17 protein-coding genes are annotated in these 20,888 nt (G+C 68.5%); 12 read left to right on the top strand and 5 right to left on the bottom strand.

Features of this window, described 5'->3' with window-relative positions; translation table 11 throughout:
• Window positions 1–2: 2 nt before the first annotated feature.
• From AMYHA_RS20015 to AMYHA_RS20005, 3 genes are read right to left on the bottom strand one after another with little or no spacing between them, the layout of a single operon-like run.
• Complete coding sequence (locus tag AMYHA_RS20015; protein ID WP_034273494.1) at window positions 3–1,367, bottom strand: aldehyde dehydrogenase family protein; 1,365 nt, start codon at window positions 1,365–1,367, stop codon at window positions 3–5.
• Window positions 1,364–2,119 (bottom strand): gamma-glutamyl-gamma-aminobutyrate hydrolase family protein, encoded by a 756-nt coding sequence (locus AMYHA_RS20010; RefSeq protein ID WP_034273492.1) that lies wholly within the window; start codon window positions 2,117–2,119, stop codon window positions 1,364–1,366. Before AMYHA_RS20010 ends, AMYHA_RS20015 begins: the two co-directional genes overlap by 4 nt.
• Window positions 2,100–3,464: a glutamine synthetase family protein gene (locus AMYHA_RS20005; RefSeq protein ID WP_034278102.1), complete on the bottom strand. Its 1,365-nt coding sequence runs from the start codon at window positions 3,462–3,464 to the stop codon at window positions 2,100–2,102. Before AMYHA_RS20005 ends, AMYHA_RS20010 begins: the two co-directional genes overlap by 20 nt.
• 290 nt (window positions 3,465–3,754) lie before the next feature.
• On the opposite strand from AMYHA_RS20005, the gene eat reads away from it, so the two are divergent.
• From eat to AMYHA_RS19990, 3 genes are all read left to right on the top strand, one after another.
• Window positions 3,755–5,266, top strand: a complete 1,512-nt coding sequence (eat, locus tag AMYHA_RS20000; protein ID WP_231104836.1) for an ethanolamine permease — start codon at window positions 3,755–3,757, stop codon at window positions 5,264–5,266.
• 218 nt (window positions 5,267–5,484) lie between these two features.
• Window positions 5,485–8,859 carry a pyruvate carboxylase gene (locus tag AMYHA_RS19995; protein WP_034273490.1) on the top strand — a complete coding sequence of 1,125 codons (3,375 nt, stop codon included), beginning with the start codon at window positions 5,485–5,487 and terminating at the stop codon, window positions 8,857–8,859.
• A gap of 28 nt (window positions 8,860–8,887) precedes the next feature.
• Entirely contained in the window at window positions 8,888–10,519 is a 1,632-nt protein-coding gene (locus AMYHA_RS19990; RefSeq protein ID WP_330760620.1) for an adenylate/guanylate cyclase domain-containing protein, read from the top strand.
• A 20-nt stretch (window positions 10,520–10,539) separates the two neighbouring features.
• Here the strand turns inward: AMYHA_RS19990 and AMYHA_RS19985 are convergent, their stop codons facing one another.
• Window positions 10,540–12,663, bottom strand: a complete 2,124-nt coding sequence (locus AMYHA_RS19985) for a HelD family protein (protein ID WP_034273487.1) — start codon at window positions 12,661–12,663, stop codon at window positions 10,540–10,542.
• Window positions 12,664–12,843: 180 nt separating this feature from the next.
• On the opposite strand from AMYHA_RS19985, the gene AMYHA_RS25985 reads away from it, so the two are divergent.
• The 8 genes from AMYHA_RS25985 to mutM all read left to right on the top strand — a co-directional run bounded on the left by AMYHA_RS25985 (window position 12,844) and on the right by mutM (window position 19,414).
• Complete coding sequence (locus tag AMYHA_RS25985; protein ID WP_051400110.1) at window positions 12,844–14,754, top strand: Hsp70 family protein; 1,911 nt, start codon at window positions 12,844–12,846, stop codon at window positions 14,752–14,754.
• 66 nt (window positions 14,755–14,820) lie between these two features.
• Window positions 14,821–15,375, top strand: a complete 555-nt coding sequence (gene rsmD / locus AMYHA_RS19975; RefSeq protein ID WP_157362268.1) for a 16S rRNA (guanine(966)-N(2))-methyltransferase RsmD — start codon at window positions 14,821–14,823, stop codon at window positions 15,373–15,375.
• A gap of 47 nt (window positions 15,376–15,422) precedes the next feature.
• Window positions 15,423–15,905, top strand: a complete 483-nt coding sequence (gene coaD, locus AMYHA_RS19970; protein WP_034273482.1) for a pantetheine-phosphate adenylyltransferase — start codon at window positions 15,423–15,425, stop codon at window positions 15,903–15,905.
• Between the two features lie 95 nt (window positions 15,906–16,000).
• Window positions 16,001–16,723 carry a DivIVA domain-containing protein gene (locus AMYHA_RS19965; RefSeq protein ID WP_034273480.1) on the top strand — a complete coding sequence of 241 codons (723 nt, stop codon included), beginning with the start codon at window positions 16,001–16,003 and terminating at the stop codon, window positions 16,721–16,723.
• Between the two features lie 128 nt (window positions 16,724–16,851).
• Window positions 16,852–17,463 carry a YceD family protein gene (locus tag AMYHA_RS19960; RefSeq protein ID WP_034278094.1) on the top strand — a complete coding sequence of 204 codons (612 nt, stop codon included), beginning with the start codon at window positions 16,852–16,854 and terminating at the stop codon, window positions 17,461–17,463.
• A 115-nt stretch (window positions 17,464–17,578) separates the two neighbouring features.
• Window positions 17,579–17,761, top strand: coding sequence for a 50S ribosomal protein L32 (gene rpmF, locus AMYHA_RS19955; RefSeq protein WP_034273479.1), 183 nt, complete (start codon window positions 17,579–17,581; stop codon window positions 17,759–17,761).
• A 15-nt stretch (window positions 17,762–17,776) separates the two neighbouring features.
• A complete protein-coding gene (rnc, locus tag AMYHA_RS19950) occupies window positions 17,777–18,544 on the top strand; it encodes a ribonuclease III (protein ID WP_034273477.1) in 768 nt (255 codons plus the stop codon).
• Window positions 18,545–18,550: 6 nt separating this feature from the next.
• Window positions 18,551–19,414: a bifunctional DNA-formamidopyrimidine glycosylase/DNA-(apurinic or apyrimidinic site) lyase gene (mutM, locus tag AMYHA_RS19945; RefSeq protein ID WP_034273475.1), complete on the top strand. Its 864-nt coding sequence runs from the start codon at window positions 18,551–18,553 to the stop codon at window positions 19,412–19,414.
• Window positions 19,415–19,637: 223 nt separating this feature from the next.
• Here the strand turns inward: mutM and AMYHA_RS19940 are convergent, their stop codons facing one another.
• A complete protein-coding gene (locus AMYHA_RS19940) occupies window positions 19,638–20,309 on the bottom strand; it encodes a hypothetical protein (protein ID WP_034273474.1) in 672 nt (223 codons plus the stop codon).
• A gap of 150 nt (window positions 20,310–20,459) precedes the next feature.
• Here AMYHA_RS19940 and AMYHA_RS19935 point away from each other — a divergent pair, with 150 nt between their 5' ends.
• Entirely contained in the window at window positions 20,460–20,756 is a 297-nt protein-coding gene (locus AMYHA_RS19935) for an acylphosphatase (RefSeq protein WP_034273472.1), read from the top strand.
• The last annotated feature ends 132 nt before the right edge of the window (window positions 20,757–20,888 follow it).

Raw genomic sequence — 20,888 nt, 5'->3', positions numbered from 1 at the left:
CTTCACTCCTGGGTGTTGATGAACACGTTCTTGGTCTCGGTGAACGCGGCCAGCGCGTCCGGGCCGAGCTCCCGGCCGAGGCCGGACTGCTTGAAGCCGCCGAACGGCGTCGAGTACCGCACGGCCGAATGCGAGTTGACGGACAGGTTGCCGCTCTCGACGCCGCGCGCCACCCGCAGCGCCTTGCCGACGTCGCGGGTCCAGATCGAGCCCGCGAGACCGTAGTCGGTGTCGTTGGCGATGCGGATCGCGTCGGCCTCGTCGTCGAACGGCATCACCGCGACGACTGGCCCGAAGATCTCCTCGCGCCACGCGCGTGATTCCAGATCGACCGGCGCGAGCACAGTCGGCGGGAACCAATAGCCCGCCCCGGCAGGGCAGCTGCCCCGGAACGCGACCGGGGCGTCGTCGGGGACGAAGGACGCCACGGTCTCGCGCTGCGCCGCTGAGATCAGCGGCCCCATCTCGGTGGACTCGTCGCCGGGATCGCCGACCTTCACCCCGGTGACGGCGGGTTCGAGCAGCGCCATGAAGTCGTCGACGACGTCGCGCTGCACCAGGATCCTGGAGCGGGCACAGCAGTCCTGTCCCGCGTTGTCGAATACGCCGTACGGCGCGGTCGCCGCTGCCCGTTCCAGATCGGCGTCGGCGAAGACGATGTTGGCGCTCTTGCCGCCCAGCTCAAGGGTCACCCGCTTCACCTGCTCGGCGCAGCCCGCCATGATCCGCTTGCCGACCGTTGTGGAGCCGGTGAAGACCACCTTGCGCACGTCGGGATGGGTGACGAACCGCTCGCCGACCACAGCGCCCTTGCCGGGGATCACCTGGAAGACGTCCTCCGGGATGCCCGCCTCCCGTGCCAGCTCGGCCAGCCGCAGCGCGGTCAGCGGGGTGAGCTCGGCGGGTTTGAGCACCGCGGCGTTACCCGCGGCGAGGGCTGGCGCGAAGCCCCACGCCGCGATCGGCATCGGAAAGTTCCACGGCACGATGATCCCGACGACGCCGAGCGGCTCGGCGAAGGTGATGTCAACGCCGCCCTCGACCGGGATCTGCCTGCCGAACTGCCGTTCCGGCGCGGCCGCGTAGTAGTGCAGCACGTCCCGGACGTTGCCCGCCTCGCCGCGTGCGTTGCCGATGGTGTGCCCGGAGTTGCGCACCTCCAGCTCGGCCAGGTGCCCCAGGTCGGCGTCGACGGCGTCGGCGAACCGGCGCAGCAGCCGTCCCCGGTCGGCGGGTGCGACAGTGCGCCACCGCCGTTGCGCCCGCGTGGCGCGCGCGATGGCTTCGGAGGTCTCATCGACGCCTGCCAGCGGCACGCTCCGCACCAGCTGCTCGGTCGCGGGGTTGATCACGTCGAACGTCGTCACTGGCTCTCTTTCGTGTCGTGGCGTGCCGCTGTGCTGGCGGTCACGAGTGCCTGGAAGAGACGAAGGTCGTCGGCGTCCTGCTCGGGGTGCCACTGCACGCCCAGCACGAAGCGGTGCCCTGGCAGTTCGACGGCCTCGATGGTGCCGTCCGCGGCCCAGCCGGTCGTCGTGAGCGCCGGGGCGATCCGGTCGAGCGCCTGGTGGTGATAGCACGGCACCGTGACCTCGTCGCCGAGAATGCTGGCGGCGAGGCTGCCTGCCGCCAGCCGTACCCGGATGGTGCCGAACACGGCTGGTCCCGGCCGGTGCGTCTCGTGCCCGACCACGTCGGGAAGGTGCTGGTGCAACGTCCCGCCGAGCGCGACGTTGAGCAGTTGCGCGCCGCGGCACACGCCGAGCACCGGCAGGTCCCGTGGCAGCGCGTGGCGCACCAGCTCCGCTTCCCACCCGTCGCGGCCGGGGCGGGTGGCGGTGGTCGCCGGGTGCGGCTGGTGGCCGTAGCGGGCGGGGTCGATGTCGGCGCCGCCGGACACCACCAGCCCGTCGAGCGCGGCGATGACCTCCTCGGCACCATGCGCCGTGTTGTCGATCGGCGGCAGCAGCACCGGCACACCGCCCGCACGGCTGACCGACTCGACGTAGTTGTAGGGCAGCAGCGCGAAGCCGGTGTCCCAGACGCCGGTCTGTGCCCGCTCGGCGTAGGTGGTGAGCCCGATCAGCGGCCGTGTCGCGCTAGAGCCGTTCGAAACCACGGAACCTCTCCCAGTCGGTCACGGTCGCGTCGTAGGCGGCCAGCTCCACCCTGGCGGCGTTGGCGTAGTGGTCGACGACGTCCTCGCCGAAGGCGGCGCGGGCGAGCTTGCTCTCGGAGAACAGCTGGGCTGCGTCGCGCAGGTTCGCGGGCACCTGTGGCAGGTCGGCGGTGTAGGCGTTGCCGGTGAACTCGGGTTCGAGCTCCAGCTCGTGCTCGATGCCGTGCAGCCCGGCAGCGACCAGCGCCGCGACGGCGAGGTACGGGTTGACGTCGCCGCCGGGCACCCGGTTCTCCACCCGTAGCGACGGCCCGTGCCCGACCACCCGCAGCGCGCATGTGCGGTTGTCCAGCCCCCACGCCACGGTGGTCGGCGCGAAGCTGCCCGGCTGGTAGCGCTTGTAGGAGTTGACGTTGGGCGCGAACAAGTAGGTGAGCTCGGCCAGGCAGGCCTGTTGCCCGGCGAGGAAGTGCTCCATCAGCGGGGAGAACCCGTGCGGTCCGTCCCCGGCGAGGACGGGGTCGCCGCCTGCCGAGCGCAGCGAGATGTGGATGTGGCAGGAGTTGCCCTCCCGCTCGTCGAACTTCGCCATGAAGGTCAGGCTCATGCCTTCCTGCGCGGCGATCTCCTTCGCGCCGGTCTTGTAGATGCTGTGGTTGTCGCAGGTCGTGAGCGCCTCGTCGTACTTGAACGCGATCTCGTGCTGGCCGAGGTTGCACTCGCCCTTGGCCGACTCGACGTACATTCCGGCGCCTGTCATGCCGTTGCGGATGCGCCGCAGCAGCGTTTCGACCCGGCCGGTGCCGAGCATCGAGTAGTCCACGTTGTACTGGTTGGCGGGCTCGAGGTCGCGGTAGCCGCCTCGCCACGCGCTCTCGTAGGTGTCGTTGAAGACGATGAACTCCAGCTCGGTGCCGACGTAGGCGCGCAGTCCCCGCTCGGCGAGCCGGTCCAGCTGCTTGCGCAGCACCTGCCGGGGCGACGCGGTGACCGGGTCGCCGCCTTCCCACTGCACATCGCACAGCACGAGCGCGGTCGCGTCGGCCCAGGGCACCCTGCGCAGTGTCGCGAGGTCGGGCCGGAGCACGAAGTCGCCGTAGCCGCGCTCCCATGACGACATCGCGTACCCGTCGACGGTGTTCATGTCGACGTCGACCGCGAGCAGGTAGCTGCACGCCTCCGAGGCGTGCGGCAACACCTCCTCGAGGAAGTAGCCGGCGGCGCACCGCTTGCCCTGCAGCCGCCCCTGCATGTCCGTCGCGGCGACGAGCACGGTGTCGATCTCGCCCGCGTCCACCAGCGCACGGAGCTCGTCGACGGTGAGTAATCCCTGCTGTGCGGACACGATCGCCGCTCCTTCCTGCCCGCGTACGCCAGTCACGCGGCCGCAGTGCCGAACTAAAGGTCTAAGAACAGTCCTTTAAGTTATGCAACCACCAACCGGGCTCGCGGTCAATGGTGGGCGAGGAACCGGGTTCTCGGCGGCGCGGCGGACGCCACGAGGATGACCTTGACACCTTCGAGTGATCCATGCCACTCTCACCATCCATCTGGCAATGGACCGACCCTAGACCATTGAAACCCGGCGGTCGGCCCGACGTCGATCTACTGCCACGCAGCAGGAAAGGGAGCGCGATGGCCGGTACGGAACAGCCCGGTATGGAACAGGGCCGAAAGCGCGGGGCGGACGTCACCCACGTCCACGTCCACGGCCACGGCGTAGACGTGGACTACGAACGCAAGGGTCAGGAGTACTTCGACCAGCGCTCGCTGCGCCGTGGCGCGGCAGGGTGGGTACTACTCGCCGGACTCGGCGTGTCGTACGTGATCTCGGGTGACTTCGCGGGCTGGAACTTCGGGCTCGCCCAGGGCGGCTGGGGCGGCTTGCTGATCGCCACCGTGCTGATGGCGACGATGTACACCTGCATGGTCTACGGCCTCGCGGAGATGAGCGCGGCCATGCCGGTGGCGGGAGCGGGCTACGGTTTCGCGCGCCGGGCGCTCGGGCCGCTCGGCGGCTTCGCGACCGGCACCGCGATCCTCATCGAGTACGCGATCGCGCCCGCCGCGATCGCGGTGTTCATCGGCGGCTACGTCGAAGCGCTCGGGCTGTTCGGCCTGACCAGCGGCTGGCCGGTCTTCCTCGTCACCTACGCGATCTTCGTCGGCATCCATCTGTGGGGCGTCGGCGAGGCGCTCCGGCTGATGTTCGTGATCACCGGGTTCGCTCTGGTCGCGCTGGTGGTGTTCGTGGTCGGCATGATCGGCGAGTTCGACGTGGACAACCTGTTCGACGTCCCGATGACCGACGCGTTCGGCGCCAGCTCGTTCCTGCCGTTCGGCGTCGTGGGGGTGTGGGGCGCGCTGGTCTTCGCGATCTGGTTCTTCCTCGCCATCGAGGGCGTCCCGCTCGCGGCGGAGGAGGCGCGCGACCCCAAGCGCGACATGCCAAGGGGAATCATCGTCGGCATGGCGATCCTGTTGGTCACCGCCGCGCTGATCCTGGTGACCGCGCCAGGCGGTGCGGGAGCGCAGGCGCTGATGGACTCCGACAACCCGCTGCCTGATGCGCTGCGAGAGGCCTACGGCGGCAACACCTTCCTGGCGGACTTCGTCAACTACATCGGACTCGCCGGGCTGATCGCGAGCTTCTTCTCGATCATCTACGCCTACTCGCGGCAGTTGTTCGCGCTGTCGCGGGCCGGGTATCTGCCACGCTGGCTGTCGGTCACCGGCAGCAGGCGCACGCCCTATCTCGCGCTGATCATCCCCGGCACGATCGGCTTCGCGCTGGCCTCCATCACGCAGGCGGGCGATCTGATGATCCAGATCGCGGTATTCGGCGCCGCGGTGTCGTACGTGCTGATGATGGTCGCGCACATCGTGCTGCGGAAGCGCGAACCGGACATGGAGCGGCCGTATCGCACCCCGGGCGGCATCGCGACAACGAGTGTCGCGCTGGTCCTCGCGGTGACGGCGCTGATCGCGGTGTTCCTGGTCGACCTGCTCGCCGCGGCCATCGTCGCGGCGATCTTCCTCGCCGCGATCGCGTATTTCTGGTTCTACTCCCGTCATCGCCTTGTGGCCAACGCGCCGGAGGAAGAGTTCGAGGCCATCGCGCGCGCCGAGGCCGAACTGGACCACTGACCGGGACTGAGGTGGGGCTGGCAGACACATCGCGTGTCTGCCAGCCCCACCTCGTCGTGTCACCACAACGCGGCCGTGCACCGGTAAGGTTCTGACGACGTGGTGCTGTGCTCGCACCCCTGGCACGCTCTCACTATGTGGCCGGGGGCTCGGCAAATCGTGGCGAACCGAGTAATGTCTCAGAACCGATTCAGTAACCTGCTGAGGAAGGATCGGGCATGTTCCGCAAGGTGCTCGTCGCTAACCGCGGCGAGATCGCGATCCGCGCGTTCCGGGCCGCCTATGAACTGGGGGCAGGGACCGTCGCGGTGTTTCCGTACGAGGACCGCAACTCGTTGCACCGGCTGAAGGCCGATCAGTCGCTGGAAATCGGGGAGCGGGGGCACCCGGTCCGGGCGTACCTCTCCGTTGACGAGGTCGTGCGCGCCGCCCAACAGGCAGGCGCTGACGCCGTCTACCCCGGATACGGGTTTCTCTCGGAGAACCCGGACCTGGCAAGGGCTTGCGAGCAGGCGGGCATCACGTTCGTCGGGCCGAGCGCGGAGATCCTGGAACTGACCGGCAACAAGGCCCGCGCTGTGGCCGCCGCCCGCGAGGCCGGTATCCCGGTGCTTGGCTCGAGCAGACCGTCGACCGACGTCGATGAGCTGGTCGCGGCGGCGGAGGAGGTCGGATTCCCGGTCTTCGTCAAGGCCGTCGCCGGTGGCGGCGGGCGCGGCATGCGGCGAGTGTCGGAACCCGCCCGGCTGCGGGAGGCGATCGAGGCCGCGTCGCGGGAGGCGGAGTCGGCGTTCGGGGACGCGACGGTGTTCGTGGAGAAGGCCGTGGTGAACCCGCGTCACATCGAGGTGCAGATCCTCGCCGATGGGTCCGGGAACGTGATCCACCTCTACGAGCGGGACTGCTCGGTGCAGCGGCGGCACCAGAAGGTGATCGAGCTGGCCCCAGCCCCGAACCTCGATCCGGAACTGCGGGAACGGATCTGCGCGGACGCGGTCGCCTTCGCCCGCCAGATCGGCTACCGCAACGCGGGCACGGTGGAGTTCCTGCTGGACGAGAGCGGGGAGTATCACTTCATCGAGATGAACCCGCGCATCCAGGTGGAGCACACGGTGACCGAAGAGGTCACCGACGTCGACCTGGTGCAGTCGCAGCTGCGCATCGGGTCCGGCGAAACCCTCGACGACCTTGGTTTGAACCAAGAAGCGATCTACGTGCGGGGTGCGGCGTTGCAGTGCCGCATCACCACGGAAGACCCCGCGAACGAGTTCCGGCCCGACGTCGGCATGATCTCCGGCTACCGCTCGCCGGGTGGATCCGGTATCCGGCTGGACGGCGGCACAGCGTTCGCGGGCACCGAGATCTCAGCGCATTTCGACTCGATGCTGGTGAAGCTGACCTGCCGGGGCCGCGACCTGGCCACGGCGGTGCGTAAGGCTCGCCGGGCGGTGGCCGAGTTCCGGATCCGTGGCGTGGCGACCAACATCCCGTTCCTGCAGGCCGTGCTGGACGACCCTGACTTCAGGGCGGGCCGGGTGACGACGTCGTTCATCGAGGAACGCCCGCAGCTGCTGACCGCGCGGCACTCCGCCGACCGGGGCACCAAACTGCTGACCTACCTGGCCGACGTCACGGTGAACAAGCCAAACGGGACGCGGCCGCACATGATCGACCCGGCGGCGAAGCTGCCCGACATTAGCGGCATCGAACCCGCGGCGGGATCGAAGCAGAAGCTGACCGAGCTCGGCCCGGAGGGGTTCGCGCAGTGGCTGCGGTCCTCGCCGACGCTCGGCGTCACCGACACCACGTTCCGCGACGCCCACCAGTCGCTGCTGGCCACACGGGTGCGCACCAAGGACATGCTCGCGGTGGCGCCGGTGGTCGCCGCGACCTGTCCTGAGCTGTTGTCGCTCGAGTGCTGGGGTGGGGCGACCTACGACGTCGCGCTGCGGTTCCTGGCCGAGGATCCGTGGGAACGATTGGCCGCGCTGCGGGAGGCGGTGCCGAACATCTGCCTGCAGATGCTGCTGCGCGGCCGCAACACCGTGGGCTACACCCCGTACCCGACCGAGGTGACGCACGCCTTCGTGGAGGAGGCAGCTACCACCGGTATCGACATCTTCCGCATCTTCGACGCGCTCAACGACGTCGAGCAGATGCGTCCGGCGATCGAGGCCGTACGGGAGACCGGCACCGCGATTGCCGAGGTCGCGCTCTGCTACACCTCGGACCTGTCGGATCCGTCCGAGAGCCTCTACACGCTGGACTACTACCTCAAACTCGCCGAGCAGATCGTGGCAGCGGGCGCGCACGTGCTGGCGATCAAGGACATGGCAGGGCTGCTGCGCGCTCCCGCCGCCAACCGGCTGATCACGGCGCTGCGCTCGGAATTCGACCTGCCGGTGCACGTCCACACCCACGACACCGCTGGCGGGCAGCTCGCCACCTACCTTGCCGCCGTGCAGGCTGGCGCCGACGCCGTGGACGGGGCGGTGGCCTCGATGTCCGGCACCACCAGCCAGCCGTCGCTGTCGGCGATCGTCGCCGCTACCGATCACTCCGACCGGCCAAGCGGCCTCGACCTGCGCGCGGTCACCGACCTCGAGCCGTACTGGGAGAGCGTCCGCAAGATCTACGCGCCGTTCGAGGCGGGGCTCGCCTCGCCGACTGGGCGGGTCTATCACCACGAGATCCCCGGCGGGCAGCTATCCAACCTGCGCACGCAGGCGATCGCGCTCGGCCTCGGCGACCGGTTCGAGGACATCGAAGCGATGTATGCCGCCGCCGACCGCATGCTCGGCAGGCTGGTCAAGGTCACGCCGTCGTCCAAGGTCGTCGGGGATCTGGCGCTGCACTTGGTGGGCGCCGGGGTGGAGCCGAAGGAATTCGAGGAGTCCCCGAACAGCTTCGATATCCCGGACTCGGTGATCGGGTTCCTGCGCGGCGAGCTGGGCGACCCGCCCGGCGGTTGGCCGGAACCGTTCCGCAGCAAGGCCCTCGAAGGGCGGGCCGAGGCCAAGCCGGTCGCCGCGCTGTCCGCTGAGGATCGCACCGGGCTGGCAGCCGAGCGGCGCACCACGCTGAACCGGTTGTTGTTCCCCGGGCCGACGAAGGACTACGAGGAGCACCGGCAGGCCTACGGCGACACCAGCGTGCTGGCCAGCAAGGACTTCTTTTACGGGCTGCGCCCCGGCGAGGAGTATGCGGTTGATCTTGAGCCCGGTGTGCGGCTGCTCATCGAGCTGGAAGCGGTCGGCGAGGCCGACGAGCGTGGTATGCGCACCGTCATGGCCAGCCTGAACGGCCAGCTCCGGCCCATCATGGTTCGTGACACGTCGGTCGCCTCCGACCTGCCAGCCGCCGAGAAAGCGGACAAGTCCAACAAGGGGCATGTGGCTGCGCCGTTTGCGGGAGTTGTCACACTTGCCGTGTCCGAGGGCGATACCGTCGCCGCTGGGGATACCGTAGCGACTATCGAAGCGATGAAGATGGAAGCCGCGATCACCGCATCCACCGCGGGCACCGTGTCCCGACTGGCGATCAACACGGTCCAGCAGGTCGAAGGCGGAGACCTCCTCGTCGTACTGGACTGAGCGCCGTTGACGAGCACTGGGAGGCATGGTGAGTGAGCAGCCGACGTCGCCACCCACCATGGCCGACCGGCTGCGGATGGCGCGCAAGTCGGAGGACCGGGTGATGCGGGAGTCGCCGTTCGGGTCGTGGCTGCTCGGCTCAGGCGATCAGGACGGCAGCAAACTGCGCATCCGGGTGCGCTGGCTGCTCGGCGGCCTGCTCGCCATCGCCAACATCGTCGGCGCGACCGTCGCGATCCTGCTGGTCACGTTGGTGATGCCCGGCCCGCCGGTGTTCACAGACGAGTTGGTGCTGGTCAACTTCGTCGCGGTGCCCGCGTACATCGTCGTCTCCTGGGCGTGTATCAACGTCTGGGCCGTCATGCGCGGGCTTCGGGTGTTGCGGTGGGCTACCGAAGGCGGGCCGCTCGACGAGCATCAGCGCAGGGCGACGTTGCGGCTGCCTGCCGAGTTCACCGTGATGCAAGCGCTGGCGTGGTTCGGCGGGCTCGTGGTGTTCTCACTGCTCTATGGGCTCGCCAACCCGGACCTGCTGCTCAAGATCGCGTTCAGCATCGTGCTCAGTGGTGCCGTGACCTGCGCCAACGCCTACCTGCTCAGCGAGTTCGCGCTGCGGCCGATCGCGGCGCGGGCGTTGTCGACCGGGCCGAGACTGCGGCGACTGACCGTCGGCGTGACGCTGCGGACGTTGCTGTTCTGGGCGATCGGCACCGGGGTTCCGGTGGCGGGCATGATGCTGGTCGCGCTGATGGCGCTGCTGCGGGTGGATCAAGTCTCGCGGTTCGACTTCGCGATGACGATGATCGTGCTCGGCGGGGTGACGCTGGTCGGTGGGTTCGGCCTCACGCTGCTCACCACGCGGGCGACCACCGCGCCGATCCGCACCGTGCGCGCGGCGCTGGCGAAGGTGGAACGCGGGGACTTCGACGCGGAGGTCGTCGTCTTCGACGGCACCGAGCTGGGCAGACTGCAGACCGGCTTCAACGACATGGTCGCCGGGCTGCGGGAACGCGAACGGGTCAAGGACATCTTCGGCAGGCTGGTCGGGGAGGACGTCGCCGAGGTCGCGATGTCGCAGCGGGTCGAGTTGGGCGGCGAGCTGCGCGACGTCGCGGTGCTGTTCGTCGACGTCGTCGGCTCGACCTCGATCGCGGCCACCCTCCCGCCGACCGAGGTCGTCGAGTTGCTGAACCGGTTCTTCGCGGTCGTCGTCGACGAAGTGCACGCCCACGACGGGTTCGTGAACAAATTCCAGGGTGACGCTGCGCTCGCGATCTTCGGCGCGCCCACCGAGCTGCCCGATGCTGAATGCATGGCGCTCAAGGCCGCGCGGCGCATGAACGAGCGGCTGCGCGCCGAGGTGCCGGAGTTCTCGGCGGGTATCGGTGTCTCGGCGGGCCCCGCGGTCGCGGGCAACGTCGGTGCGGAGACCCGGTTCGAGTACACCGTGATCGGTGACCCGGTCAACGAAGCGGCACGGCTGACCGAACTGGCCAAGTCGGTGCGGGGCAGCGTCGCCGCCTCGATGCACGTGCTGGAGCGGGCCTGCGACGAGGACGAACGCAAGCACTGGCGGGAGTACAAGCGCGTCCCACTCCGCGGCAGAACGGAGCGCACGAGAGTGGCGATCCTGGCCGACGGCGGCAAACGACCACGCTGAGGGCGCTTGTCACGCCCTGGTTACCCCGCCAGCCAGTCCCGGTCGGCGGCCAGCACGACCAGTTGCTGGGTGGCGCGGGTCAGGGCGACGTAGAGGAGCCGGGCGCCGGTGATCGACTCCGCGATCAACTCCCGCGGCTCAACCAGCACGACCGCGTCGTACTCCAGCCCCTTGCAGTCCAGGCTGCCGACCACTTTCAGCCGCTCATCGGCCAGCGTTGACACCCATTTCTCGACGTGCGGCACCCGCTCCATCGCACTGATCACGCCGACGGTGCCGTCGACGGATCGCAGCATCTCCTCGGCGGCGCTGGCGACGGCCGTCTTCAACTCGGTGACGGCGACGTCGCGGACCTCGGGAACGATCCCGGTCCTGCGCACCGCGTGCGGCAGCTCGCCTGGCGCCGCGGTGTCCGCGACGACCCGTGCCGCGAGGTCGAAGATCTCCGCTGAGTTGCGGTAGTTGGTGCGCAGCGTGAACCGCCTGCGGGCGGTGCTCGCCCCGAACGCCTCGACCGCCGCTGTCTCGGCTTCGGCGGTGTCCGGCCAGGAACTCTGCACCGGGTCGCCAACCACGGTCCAGCTCGCGTGCTTGCCGCGCCTGCCGACCATCCGCCACTGCATCGGCGACAGGTCCTGCGACTCGTCGACGACGATGTGCGAGTACTCGTCGTAGTGTTCCGGCCGGTGCCGCCCGCCGTGCCCGGTGCGGTCCGGCTCCGAGGCTTCGACGGCGCGCCGCCTGCGTCGCGGCTTGCCGACCAGTACCCGCAGCTCGTCTAGCAGCGCGATGTCCGCCACGGAGAAGCCGCGTGAGCGGTCCGCGAACGAGGCGGCGAGCAGTGCGACCTCGTCGGCGGTCAGCGCTTTGCGGGCCGCCCTGGCCAGCCGTTTCGGATCACCCAGCCAGCCGAGCACCTCGTCCGGGTGCAGCATCGGCCACCACACGACGACGAACCGGTGGAAATCCATCCGTTCGCCCAGATCGGTAATCAGGTCGGCGCGCATGGCGGGCGAGAAGGGTGTGCCGTCGTCGTGAGCGGCGTGCTCGGCGACGTCGGCCAGTGCTTCGAGCAGTGCCTCAGCGGCGCGCACTCGGATGCGATTCGGCTGGCCGCCGCTTGCCAGCACTCGCTTCCGCACCCGTTCGAGTGCGTCATGCTCCAGGGTCAGCACCTGGCCCTGGTAGACCATGCGCAACCGCGTTGGCACGTTCGGCGGGGTGTCACGGATGGCCCGCTGCAGCACCTTGCGCATGCGCAGTGAGCCCTTGAGCGCCGCGACCGGGGTGGGGTCGGCGTGCTCGGCGGTGACGCCGTCAAGCACCTCGCCGAGCGCGCGCAGTTCGACGTCGGTCTCGCCCATCGCGGGCAGCACCCGTGAGATGTAGCTGGTGAACACCCCGGACGGCCCGATGACGAGCACGCCAGCGCCACCGAGCTGCCGTCGGTGCCGGTACAGCAGGTAGGCGGCCCGGTGCAGCGCGACCGCTGTCTTGCCGGTGCCAGGCCCGCCGGTGATCTCGGTGACGCCTCGCCATGGTGCGCGGATGACGTCGTCTTGCTCCTTCTGGATGGTGGCGACGATGTCACGCATCCGGTCGCCTCGTGCCCTGCCCAGCGCGGCCATCAGCGCGCCTTCGCCGACGATCACCATGTCGTCCGGCACGGCGCTCGCCATGAGCACGTCGTCATCGACGTCAAGCACCTCGGCACCGGAACAGCGGATGACGCGCCTGCGGATGACCTCCATCGGCTCCTGCGCCGTTGCCTGGTAGAACGGCGCCGCCGCCGGGGCGCGCCAGTCGGTGACGACGTTATTGAACTCCGCGTCGCGGACGCCGAGCCTGCCGACGTAGATCGGCTCGCCGGATGTGGCGTAGTCGAGGCGGCCGAAGACGAGGCCCTCGTACTCGGCGTCAAGCGTGTGCAGCGTCTGATTCGCGTGGAAGACCATCATGTCGCGCTCGAACAGCATCGACGCCTGCTCGAAGACGGCTTCCTGCTGCGCGCCGTGGCCGATCTCGTAGCCCTTGGAGCGCATCTGCTCCGCGTTCTCGCGCAGCTCGCCGAGGCGTGCGTAAACCTGGTCGACGTGGGCCTGCTCCAGTGCGATCTCGGCTCGCCTGACCCGAGGTTCCGACACGCAGCGCTCCTAGAGATGAGAGGGGAAGGTCGAGAATACGCCCCTTGCCCGGGCAAGCCGCCCGCGTGCCCCGCCAGGTTCGTCAACCACGTGACCCGCGGTCGGCCGATCGAGTACGGTCATTCGAAACGAAAATTCGCACATCGCGATATTTCGCAAGTGATCTGCCGGGGGCATGTGATGTATGCGCTGGGCATCGACATCGGCACGACGTACACGGCGGCGGCGATATGGCGTCACGGCCATGCTGAAATGGCCACGCTTGGTGAGCAGGCGGCCGCGATCCCCTCTGTGGTGCTGATGCGCGATGACGGTTCCGCGTTGACAGGTGATGCCGCACTGCGGCGGGGACTGTTGGAACCGGGGCGCATCGCTAGGCAGTTCAAGCGCCGCTTCGGTGACGAGGTGCCGATCATGCTCGGCGGCACTCCGTACTCCGCGGAATCACTCGTGGCCGCGATGCTGGACCGGGTCGTCGAACACGTCTCGGAACGGGAGGGCGGGCCGCCCCACCAGCTGTGCCTGACGCATCCCGCCAACTGGGGACCGTTCAAACGCGATCTGTTGCGACAGGTGTTCCGGCTCGCCGGTCTCGACCAGGCGCACCGGTTCATCACCGAGCCGGAGGCCGCAGCGGTCTTTTACGCCAGCCAGCAACGCATCGAACCCGGCTCGATCGTGGCCGTCTATGACTTCGGCGGGGGCACCTTCGACGCTTCGGTACTGCGCAAACGCGACACTGGCTTCGAGATCCTCGGTACGCCGGAAGGTATCCAGCAACTCGGCGGCATCGACATCGATGCCGCCGTCTACGACCACGTGAGCCAGACGGTCGGTGACAGCATCGATGAGCTCGACGAGGACGACCCCGCCGCCGTCGCGGCCGTCGCTCGGCTGAAGCAGGAGTGCGTCGATGCCAAGCAAGCACTGTCGTCCGACACCGACGTCGCGATACCCGTGCTGTTGCCGAGTATCACGACCGAGGTCCGGCTGACGAGGGCCGAGCTGGAGGCGATGGTGCGGCCGACGGTGTACGTGACGATTGAGGCATTGCGGCGTGCCCTCGAGTCGGCGCGGGTAACTGCCGGGGATCTGCATTCGGTGCTGCTTGTCGGTGGCTCGTCGCGAATGCCGCTTGTCGCTCAGCTTGTCGGATCCGAGTTCGGTTGCCCCGTAGCGGTTGACGCCCACCCGAAGCACGCGGTCGCGCTCGGCGCCGCGTTGCTCGCGGGCGCTGACGTCGCTTCCTCACAGCGGAAGCCGCCCGTCGCCCAGCAGCCGCCTGCGCCCCCGCCGCGGCAACCAGCGAAGACGACCGCGCCGATAGCCCAGCAGTCGCCAGCCGAACCGGGGACACCGGAAGTGACACCGCAGGCGGCTTCGCACAGCCTGTCCGGCACGCCGCCGGACAGGCAGTCACACGGCCAACCAAGGGCGGCACCGGTGTCCGCGCCGGAATCGATGATGGCGAGTCGTACGCAGCAGACCTCGCCGTTCGAGGTGACGACGTCCCGGAAAGCAGTGTTGATCGCCGTCACGGTCATGATCGTGCTGGCAGCAGGCATCGGAGGCTTGTGGTGGGGCGAGCGCGCTGGCTGGTGGTCCGACAGTGCGGCGAGCACTGACAGCGGGAGCGGCGCGGGTGCCGCGACCGGCACCGGCGACACCGGGACCGATGACTCCGGGACGCGTGACACCGGAGCAGAGGAGCCGCTGACGGCCGAGGAGCAGTTGGCGGAGATGGTCGGTCACGATCGGGCTGACGTTCGGTCGCTGCTCGGGAACTGGGTACCGCAGATTTCCGCGAAGTGGGTGGGTCTCGAAGTGGACGGCACGACCTATGACCCGGATGCGATCCTCAGCGACCACCAGCGACTACGGCAGCGCTACGACGCCGCCAGGATCTTGTGGTCCGGTGATTATCCCGTGTTCCGCCGTGACAACGCATACGTCACCATCGTCGCGGTGACGTTCGATACCGGTGACGAGGCCAACGGCTGGTGCGAGGCAGAGGGAATACCGGCCGATGACTGCTTCGCCAAGTTCATCGACGACGAGGGTGACTGGCGGGGCGCGACACAGTTCCGCTAGCGGCCCTGCCACCGTTCGCCAACATCCTGCGGCGGGCGGGTGAACGCATGCTGCGACAATCCCGGTGTGACGAGGATCGTGGCTGGCTCGGTCGGCGGCAGGCGGTTGCGTGTGCCGCCGCGCGGCACACGGCCGACGGCCGAGCGGGTTAGGGAAGCGCTGTTCAATGCGCTCGACGCCGCAGGAGACGTCGAGGGCGCCAGGGTGCTCGACCTCTACGCGGGCTCCGGCGCGCTCGGCCTGGAAGCGCTGTCGCGGGGTGCGGCGGATGCCTACTTCGTGGAGTCCGACCGGCGCGCGGTCGCCGACCTGCGTGCCAACGTCGACGCCCTCGGCCTCGGCGGCACCATCAGACACGGCACCGTCACCTCGGTTCTGGCCGAGGAGGCGCCCACGACGTTCTACCTGGTGCTGTTCGACCCGCCGTATACGGTATCCAACGAGGAGCTCCACCAGGCCCTGACGTCGCTGGCCGCCAACGGCTGGCTCGCGCCGGACGCGCTGATCATCCTCGAACGGGACAGCAAAACGTCCGAGATCGACTGGCCGGCCGGGTTCCGGCGGCTCCGCGGCCGCAGCTACGGCGGCACGAAGCTGCACCGCGCCGAGTACGTGGCCTGAGCCACTCACCCCATCGGACGGTCCACGTGAGTGCTACCGTCCGCTGCATGCGGCGAGCGGTGTGTCCCGGATCGTACGACCCCGTCACCAACGGCCACCTCGACATCATCGAGCGGTCTGCCGGTCTCTTCGACGAGGTCGTCGTCGCGGTGCTGGTCAACAAGAGCAAAAAGGGCCTGTTCTCCATCGATGAGCGGATAGAGCTGCTGCGCACGGTCACCGCGCACCTGCCGAACGTGCGCATCGACTCGTGGTACGGCCTGCTCGTCGAGTACTGCACCGAGAACGGCATCGCGGCGATCACCAAGGGGCTGCGCGCGGTCAGCGACTTCGACTACGAGTTGCAGATGGCGCAGATGAACAAGCGACTCTCCGGCGTGGACACGCTGTTCATGTCCACCAACCCGGAGTACAGCTTCCTGTCGAGTTCGCTGATCAAGGAGGTCGCCACTCACGGCGGCGACGTCACCGGGCTGGTGCCGGAGCACGTGCGCAAGGAACTGCTGCGCCGGATTCGCGAGAACGGCTGAGCAACACGCCCAACAACCACGCACCTGCGCCCGTTTCGTGGCGTCTCGGGGCAGACTTGTGTCAAGCAAACCCAGCAAGGCCCAAGGAGACTGCCGTGTATCGCGTGTTCGAGGCTCTCGACGAACTCGTCACGATCGTGGAAGAGGCACGCGGCGTGCCGATGACGTCCAGCTGTGTCGTGCCGCGTGGCGATGTCCTCGAACTCCTCGATGACGTGCGGGATGCGCTGCCTGGTGAGGTGGACGACGCGCAGGACGTCCTGGACAAGCGGGATGAGATCGTCAACACCGCGCGGCAGCAGGCCGACGAGACGATCAACTCGGCCAACGCCGACGCGGAGCAGACGCTCGCGGACGCGCGTGCGGAGGCCGAGCGGCTGGTCGCGGATGCCCGTTCGCAGGCGGATCAGATCCTCGCGGATGCCGACGCTGAGGCCGATCGGGCCGTCGCGGCTGGCCGCGCGGAGTACGACCAGCTCACCGAGCGGGCGCGCGGCGAGTCGGAGCGGATGATCGAGGCAGGCAGGGACGCCTACGACCGGTCGGTACAGGAAGGCCTCGCCGAGCAGGCACGGCTGGTGGCCGACACCGAGGTGGTGCGCGCGTCGCACAGCGAGGCCGCACGCATCGTGGACGACGCCAACGCCGAGGCGGACCGGCAGCGCAACGAGTGCGACGTCTACGTCGACGACAAGCTCGCTGAGTTCGCCGACCTGCTCTCGCAGACGCTGCGTACCGTCGACCAGGGACGTAATCACCTGCGCGGCGGTGCCGTTGGCAGTGCCAGCGGCTACTCCCGCAACGGCTACGACTACTGAGGCAGCGGCGCACCCGGCAAGACCACCCCGGCTCGGGTCGGAGCCGCTGCCGCACGTCTGCCGAGGCGCGGCGCACCCTGGCATACGTCGGCAACGGAGTCACAGGTGTGACCGGTAGGCTTGAGGTGATGTCAGACATGCACCGTGCCGAGCGTTCGGCCGCACTCGATCCGCGCGATCCGTGGGTCATCGACACCAGGGACCTTGGCAGGCGGGCGGGCTCCAGCCGCGATGTGCGGCGTCAGCTCCCCGTGGCCGAGTCGCTTGGCGTCTCGGGCGTGATCGAGGTGCGAGCCGGAGCGGAGTTCGCGCTGGACGTCCTGCTGGAGGCCGTCGTCGAGGGCGTGCTCGCCTCCGGGGAGGCCACCGCCCCGATCGAGGGCGCATGCTCGCGCTGCCTCGATCCCATCGCTGACGAGGTCTCGATTCAGTTCACCGAACTGTTCGCCTACCCGGACTCCGCCACCGAAGAGACCACAGATGAGGACGAGGTCAGCCGCCTCGTCGATGATCTGATCGACTTGCAGCCCGTGGTGCGCGATGCGGCCGTGCTCGCGCTGCCGCAGGTGCCGCTGTGCTCGCCAGACTGCCCGGGATTGTGCGCCGAATGCGGGATCAAGTGGGCCGATCTCGAACCGGGACATGGCCATGAGAAGATAGATCCTCGGTGGGCAGCGCTTGTCGAACGCTTCGGGGAACCCGGCTCTGACAGGCCGACCCCAGAAGGCGGCACGCAGTGACCTGATTCGGTGACGGCGCTGTTGCCACCGAAGGACTTCGCGGACGCGTTGTCCGCGTCAACAAAGACCGAAACACGCTCGCAGTGCGAGCTGACCAGATTGAGGAGAGGTAGTCGTGGCTGTCCCGAAGCGGAAGATGTCGCGCTCCAACACGCGGTCCCGCCGCTCGCAGTGGAAGGCGAGCGCCGTGCACCTCGTGCCCTGTGCCAACCGCGCGTGCAAGGAGCTCAAGCCGCAGCACGTCGCCTGCCCGAACTGCGGTCAGTACTCCGGTCGGCAGGTCGTCGAGCCTGCCTGATCGGTTGAGGCGAGAATGGCGTCGAACACGGTGAGCGGCCCCGCGTCCGACACCACACCGCTGTTGCGGGCGCTGGGTGTCGAACTGCGCGATGAGTTGCTCACCCTCGCGCTGACCCACCGTTCCTATGCCTATGAGAACGGTGGGCTGCCGCCGAACGAGCGGCTGGAGTTTCTCGGTGACGCCGTGCTCGGCCTCGTGGTCACCGACCACCTCTACAACGAGCACCCCGACCTGCCGGAAGGGCAGCTAGCCAAGCTGCGCGCCAGCGTGGTGAACATGCACGCGCTCGCCGGAGTCGCCCGGGGTCTCGGCGAGGGTGGGCTTGGCGCGCATCTGCTGCTCGGCAAGGGCGAGGAGATGACCGGCGGCAGGGACAAGGCCAGCATCCTTGCCGATGGCCTCGAGGCGATGATCGGCGCGGTCTACCTTGAGCACGGCATCGACGTCGCCAGGCAACTGGTGCACCGGCTGTTCGGCGACCTGCTCGCCGAAGCGCCGCTGCGAGGCGCCGGTCTCGACTGGAAGACCAGCCTGCAGGAGCTGACGGCGTCCGCCTCGCTTGGCGTGCCCGAGTACAAGGTGGTCGACACCGGGCCCGACCACCAGAAGGAGTTCACCGCGACCGTCATCGTGAACGACGACGAGCGCGGCAGCGGCAGCGGCACCACCAAGAAGGAAGCCGAGCAAAACGCCGCCGAGAAGGCGTGGCGTGCGCTGTCGGCCGAGCTGAACATCACCGCGGGTGCCACGGCCTCGTCGGCCGACGACGCCGCGAACTGAGCGGCCGTGCCCGAGCTCCCCGAAGTCGAGGTCGTGCGCGCTGGCCTCGCGAACCACGTCACCGGCAGGACCGTGGTCGCCGCCGAGGTGCTGCATCCGCGCGCGATCCGACGTTATGTGCCCGGCGACGCCGATTTCATCGGCAGGCTCGCCGGTCAGCGCATCGATGCGGTATGTCGCAGGGGCAAGTATCTCTGGTTCGAGCTCAGCTCAGGCGACGCGATGCTCGGCCACCTTGGCATGAGCGGCCAGCTGCTGGTGCAGCCCTCGGACATCGACGACGGTCCGCACCTGCGCATCCGGCTGCGGTTCGCCGACAACGGAACCGAGCTACGCTTCGTCGACCAACGCACTTTCGGAGGATTCACCCTCACCGAACTGGTTGACGTCGACGGCACCGCCGTGCCAGAGCCGATCGCGCACATCGCCCGCGATCCGATGGACCCCCGGTTCGACCCTTCGCAGGTAGTCACGCGGCTGCGCACCAAGCGGACCGAGATCAAACGTGCCCTGCTCGACCAGACCTTGATCTCCGGCATCGGCAACATCTACGCCGACGAGGCGCTGTGGCGCGCCAAACTGCACGGCACTCGGCTGACCGGACGGCTCGCGACCGCCACGGCCACTCGATTGTTGCAGGCTGCCAGCGAGGTGATGACGGAAGCGCTCGCAGCAGGTGGGACGTCGTTCGACTCGCTCTACGTCAACGTCAACGGCAGCTCGGGCTACTTCAGCCGATCGCTGAACGTCTACGGCCGCGAGGATGAGCCGTGCCTGCGCTGTGGCGCGCTCATCTTGCGGGAGAGATTCACCAACCGGTCGTCGTACTTCTGCCCGCGCTGCCAGCCGCGTCCCCGCGGGCGTACCTAGCCGGGAGCCCCGCGTCCACACGGCGAGTCCTGCTCGCCGTTGTCGCTGGGCACCCAAACCGCGTCACGTTCCAAGTTGGGCGCGCTTGTGGGGCATTGTGATCGTCATTGCTCCCTCGGTTACCAAAATTCGTCCCGAATGTCCGGTCAAGATGGTCAGCCAGGGAGCAACGGAGATCAACTGTGCGTTAGGTGCTTGATCAAACGTGGTGGGCCGGGCAGGTCTACTCGTCCCCGCCGCCGTCGCCACCGGATTGCGTGCCTTGGGTTGTCGTGGTGGTCGACTCAGACGTCTCGGATGTCGTGGTCGTCTCCGACGTCTCCGACGTCTCCGACGTCGTGGTCGTGGTCGTGGTCTCGGTGGTCGTCGTCTCCGACGTCGTCGGCTGTGTCTCGGAGGTCGACGTGGTGGTGCCGGGACTGCTGCTGGACGTCGAGGACCGCTCGGTCGAGCCCGATGTCGTCGTGCTGGTCGAGTCCGCCGTCGTGGTCGTGGTCGTGCCGTCCGGCCGGATGACCGTGGTCGTGGTCGTGCCGTCCGGGTTGGTCATGATCACGGTGGTGGGCGTGGTCGTCTTCGGCTTCGACGCGCCGAGCTTGTCCGTGGCCGCGGCGCCGCTGACGGCGACGTCCTCACTCTCAGGGCTCGCGTTGCCGGGGATCAGGTCCGAGCCGTCGCCGGAGTCGGACGGTGCGCGCTCGTAGTCCTGTGTCGGGGGTGGGCTGGCGGTGTTCATGGTGGTGCCAGCGATGTCCGCGATGCCAGCGAAGGCGGTCGCGGTGATCAGGCCGCTCGCGAGCAGTGCGAGGTATCCGGCCCTGCGGGATTTGGCGTCGCCGACGGTCGGGGGTGCCACGGTGACGCGCGGCTCATCGGCAGAGCCAGTCGGGGGCATACAGGCTCCTTGTTCCTGGGACGCGGTCGGGGCCGCAGCAGAACAGCTATTTCACGGAGGCGGTGCGAACTGTATCACCGACGAGTGAGTCTGACACCTCTCAGGTGTCATGAGGCGTGCATAACTGACTTCGGAGGGTAGTAGGGCACCATGGATTCTGTGAGCGACGTACGTGAGCACGCCCGAATGACCGCGTGGGTGCACGGCGCGGTGCAGGGCGTCGGTTTCCGCTGGTGGACGCGCAGCAAGGCGTTGGAGCTTGGACTCGTCGGCCATGCGAGCAACCTTTCCGACGGCAGGGTGGAGGTCGTCGCGGAAGGGCCGCGTGATCACTGCGAGCGACTGCTGGCCGCGCTACGCTCCGGCAATACACCCGGTTGGGTGGACACTGTCGTGGAACGCTGGTCCGAGCCCAAAGGGACCCTGTCGGACTTCGCACAACGGTGATGCGCTGGGTGACTCACGGGGCTGGTGAGCCTGGTGGTGCGGGAGAGACCCTCCTGCGAGTGAATGCCGCCTGACACACGCCGAGCAGTGCGAACCCCGTACTGGGCCGCCGGTACGATGTGTGGCTTGACG

Source organism: Haloechinothrix halophila YIM 93223, assembly GCF_000504245.1.
Classification (GTDB): Bacteria; Actinomycetota; Actinomycetes; order Mycobacteriales; family Pseudonocardiaceae; genus Haloechinothrix_A; species Haloechinothrix_A halophila.
The sequence above is the reverse complement of the archived record's forward strand: the minus strand, read 5'-3'. Positions and strand labels throughout refer to the sequence as shown.

Bases quoted from the DNA above. Each gene is read 5' to 3' on its own strand.
- eat (WP_231104836.1), top strand. From the start codon at position 3,755: ATGGCCGGTACGGAACAGCCCGGTATGGAACAGGGCCGAAAGCGCGGG.
- AMYHA_RS19995 (WP_034273490.1), top strand. From the start codon at position 5,485: ATGTTCCGCAAGGTGCTCGTCGCTAACCGCGGCGAGATCGCGATCCGC.
- AMYHA_RS25985 (WP_051400110.1), top strand. From the start codon at position 12,844: ATGTATGCGCTGGGCATCGACATCGGCACGACGTACACGGCGGCGGCG.
- coaD (WP_034273482.1), top strand. From the start codon at position 15,423: ATGCGGCGAGCGGTGTGTCCCGGATCGTACGACCCCGTCACCAACGGC.
- AMYHA_RS19960 (WP_034278094.1), top strand. From the start codon at position 16,852: ATGTCAGACATGCACCGTGCCGAGCGTTCGGCCGCACTCGATCCGCGC.
- rnc (WP_034273477.1), top strand. From the start codon at position 17,777: ATGGCGTCGAACACGGTGAGCGGCCCCGCGTCCGACACCACACCGCTG.
- AMYHA_RS19940 (WP_034273474.1), bottom strand. From the start codon at position 20,309: ATGCCCCCGACTGGCTCTGCCGATGAGCCGCGCGTCACCGTGGCACCC.
- AMYHA_RS19935 (WP_034273472.1), top strand. From the start codon at position 20,460: ATGGATTCTGTGAGCGACGTACGTGAGCACGCCCGAATGACCGCGTGG.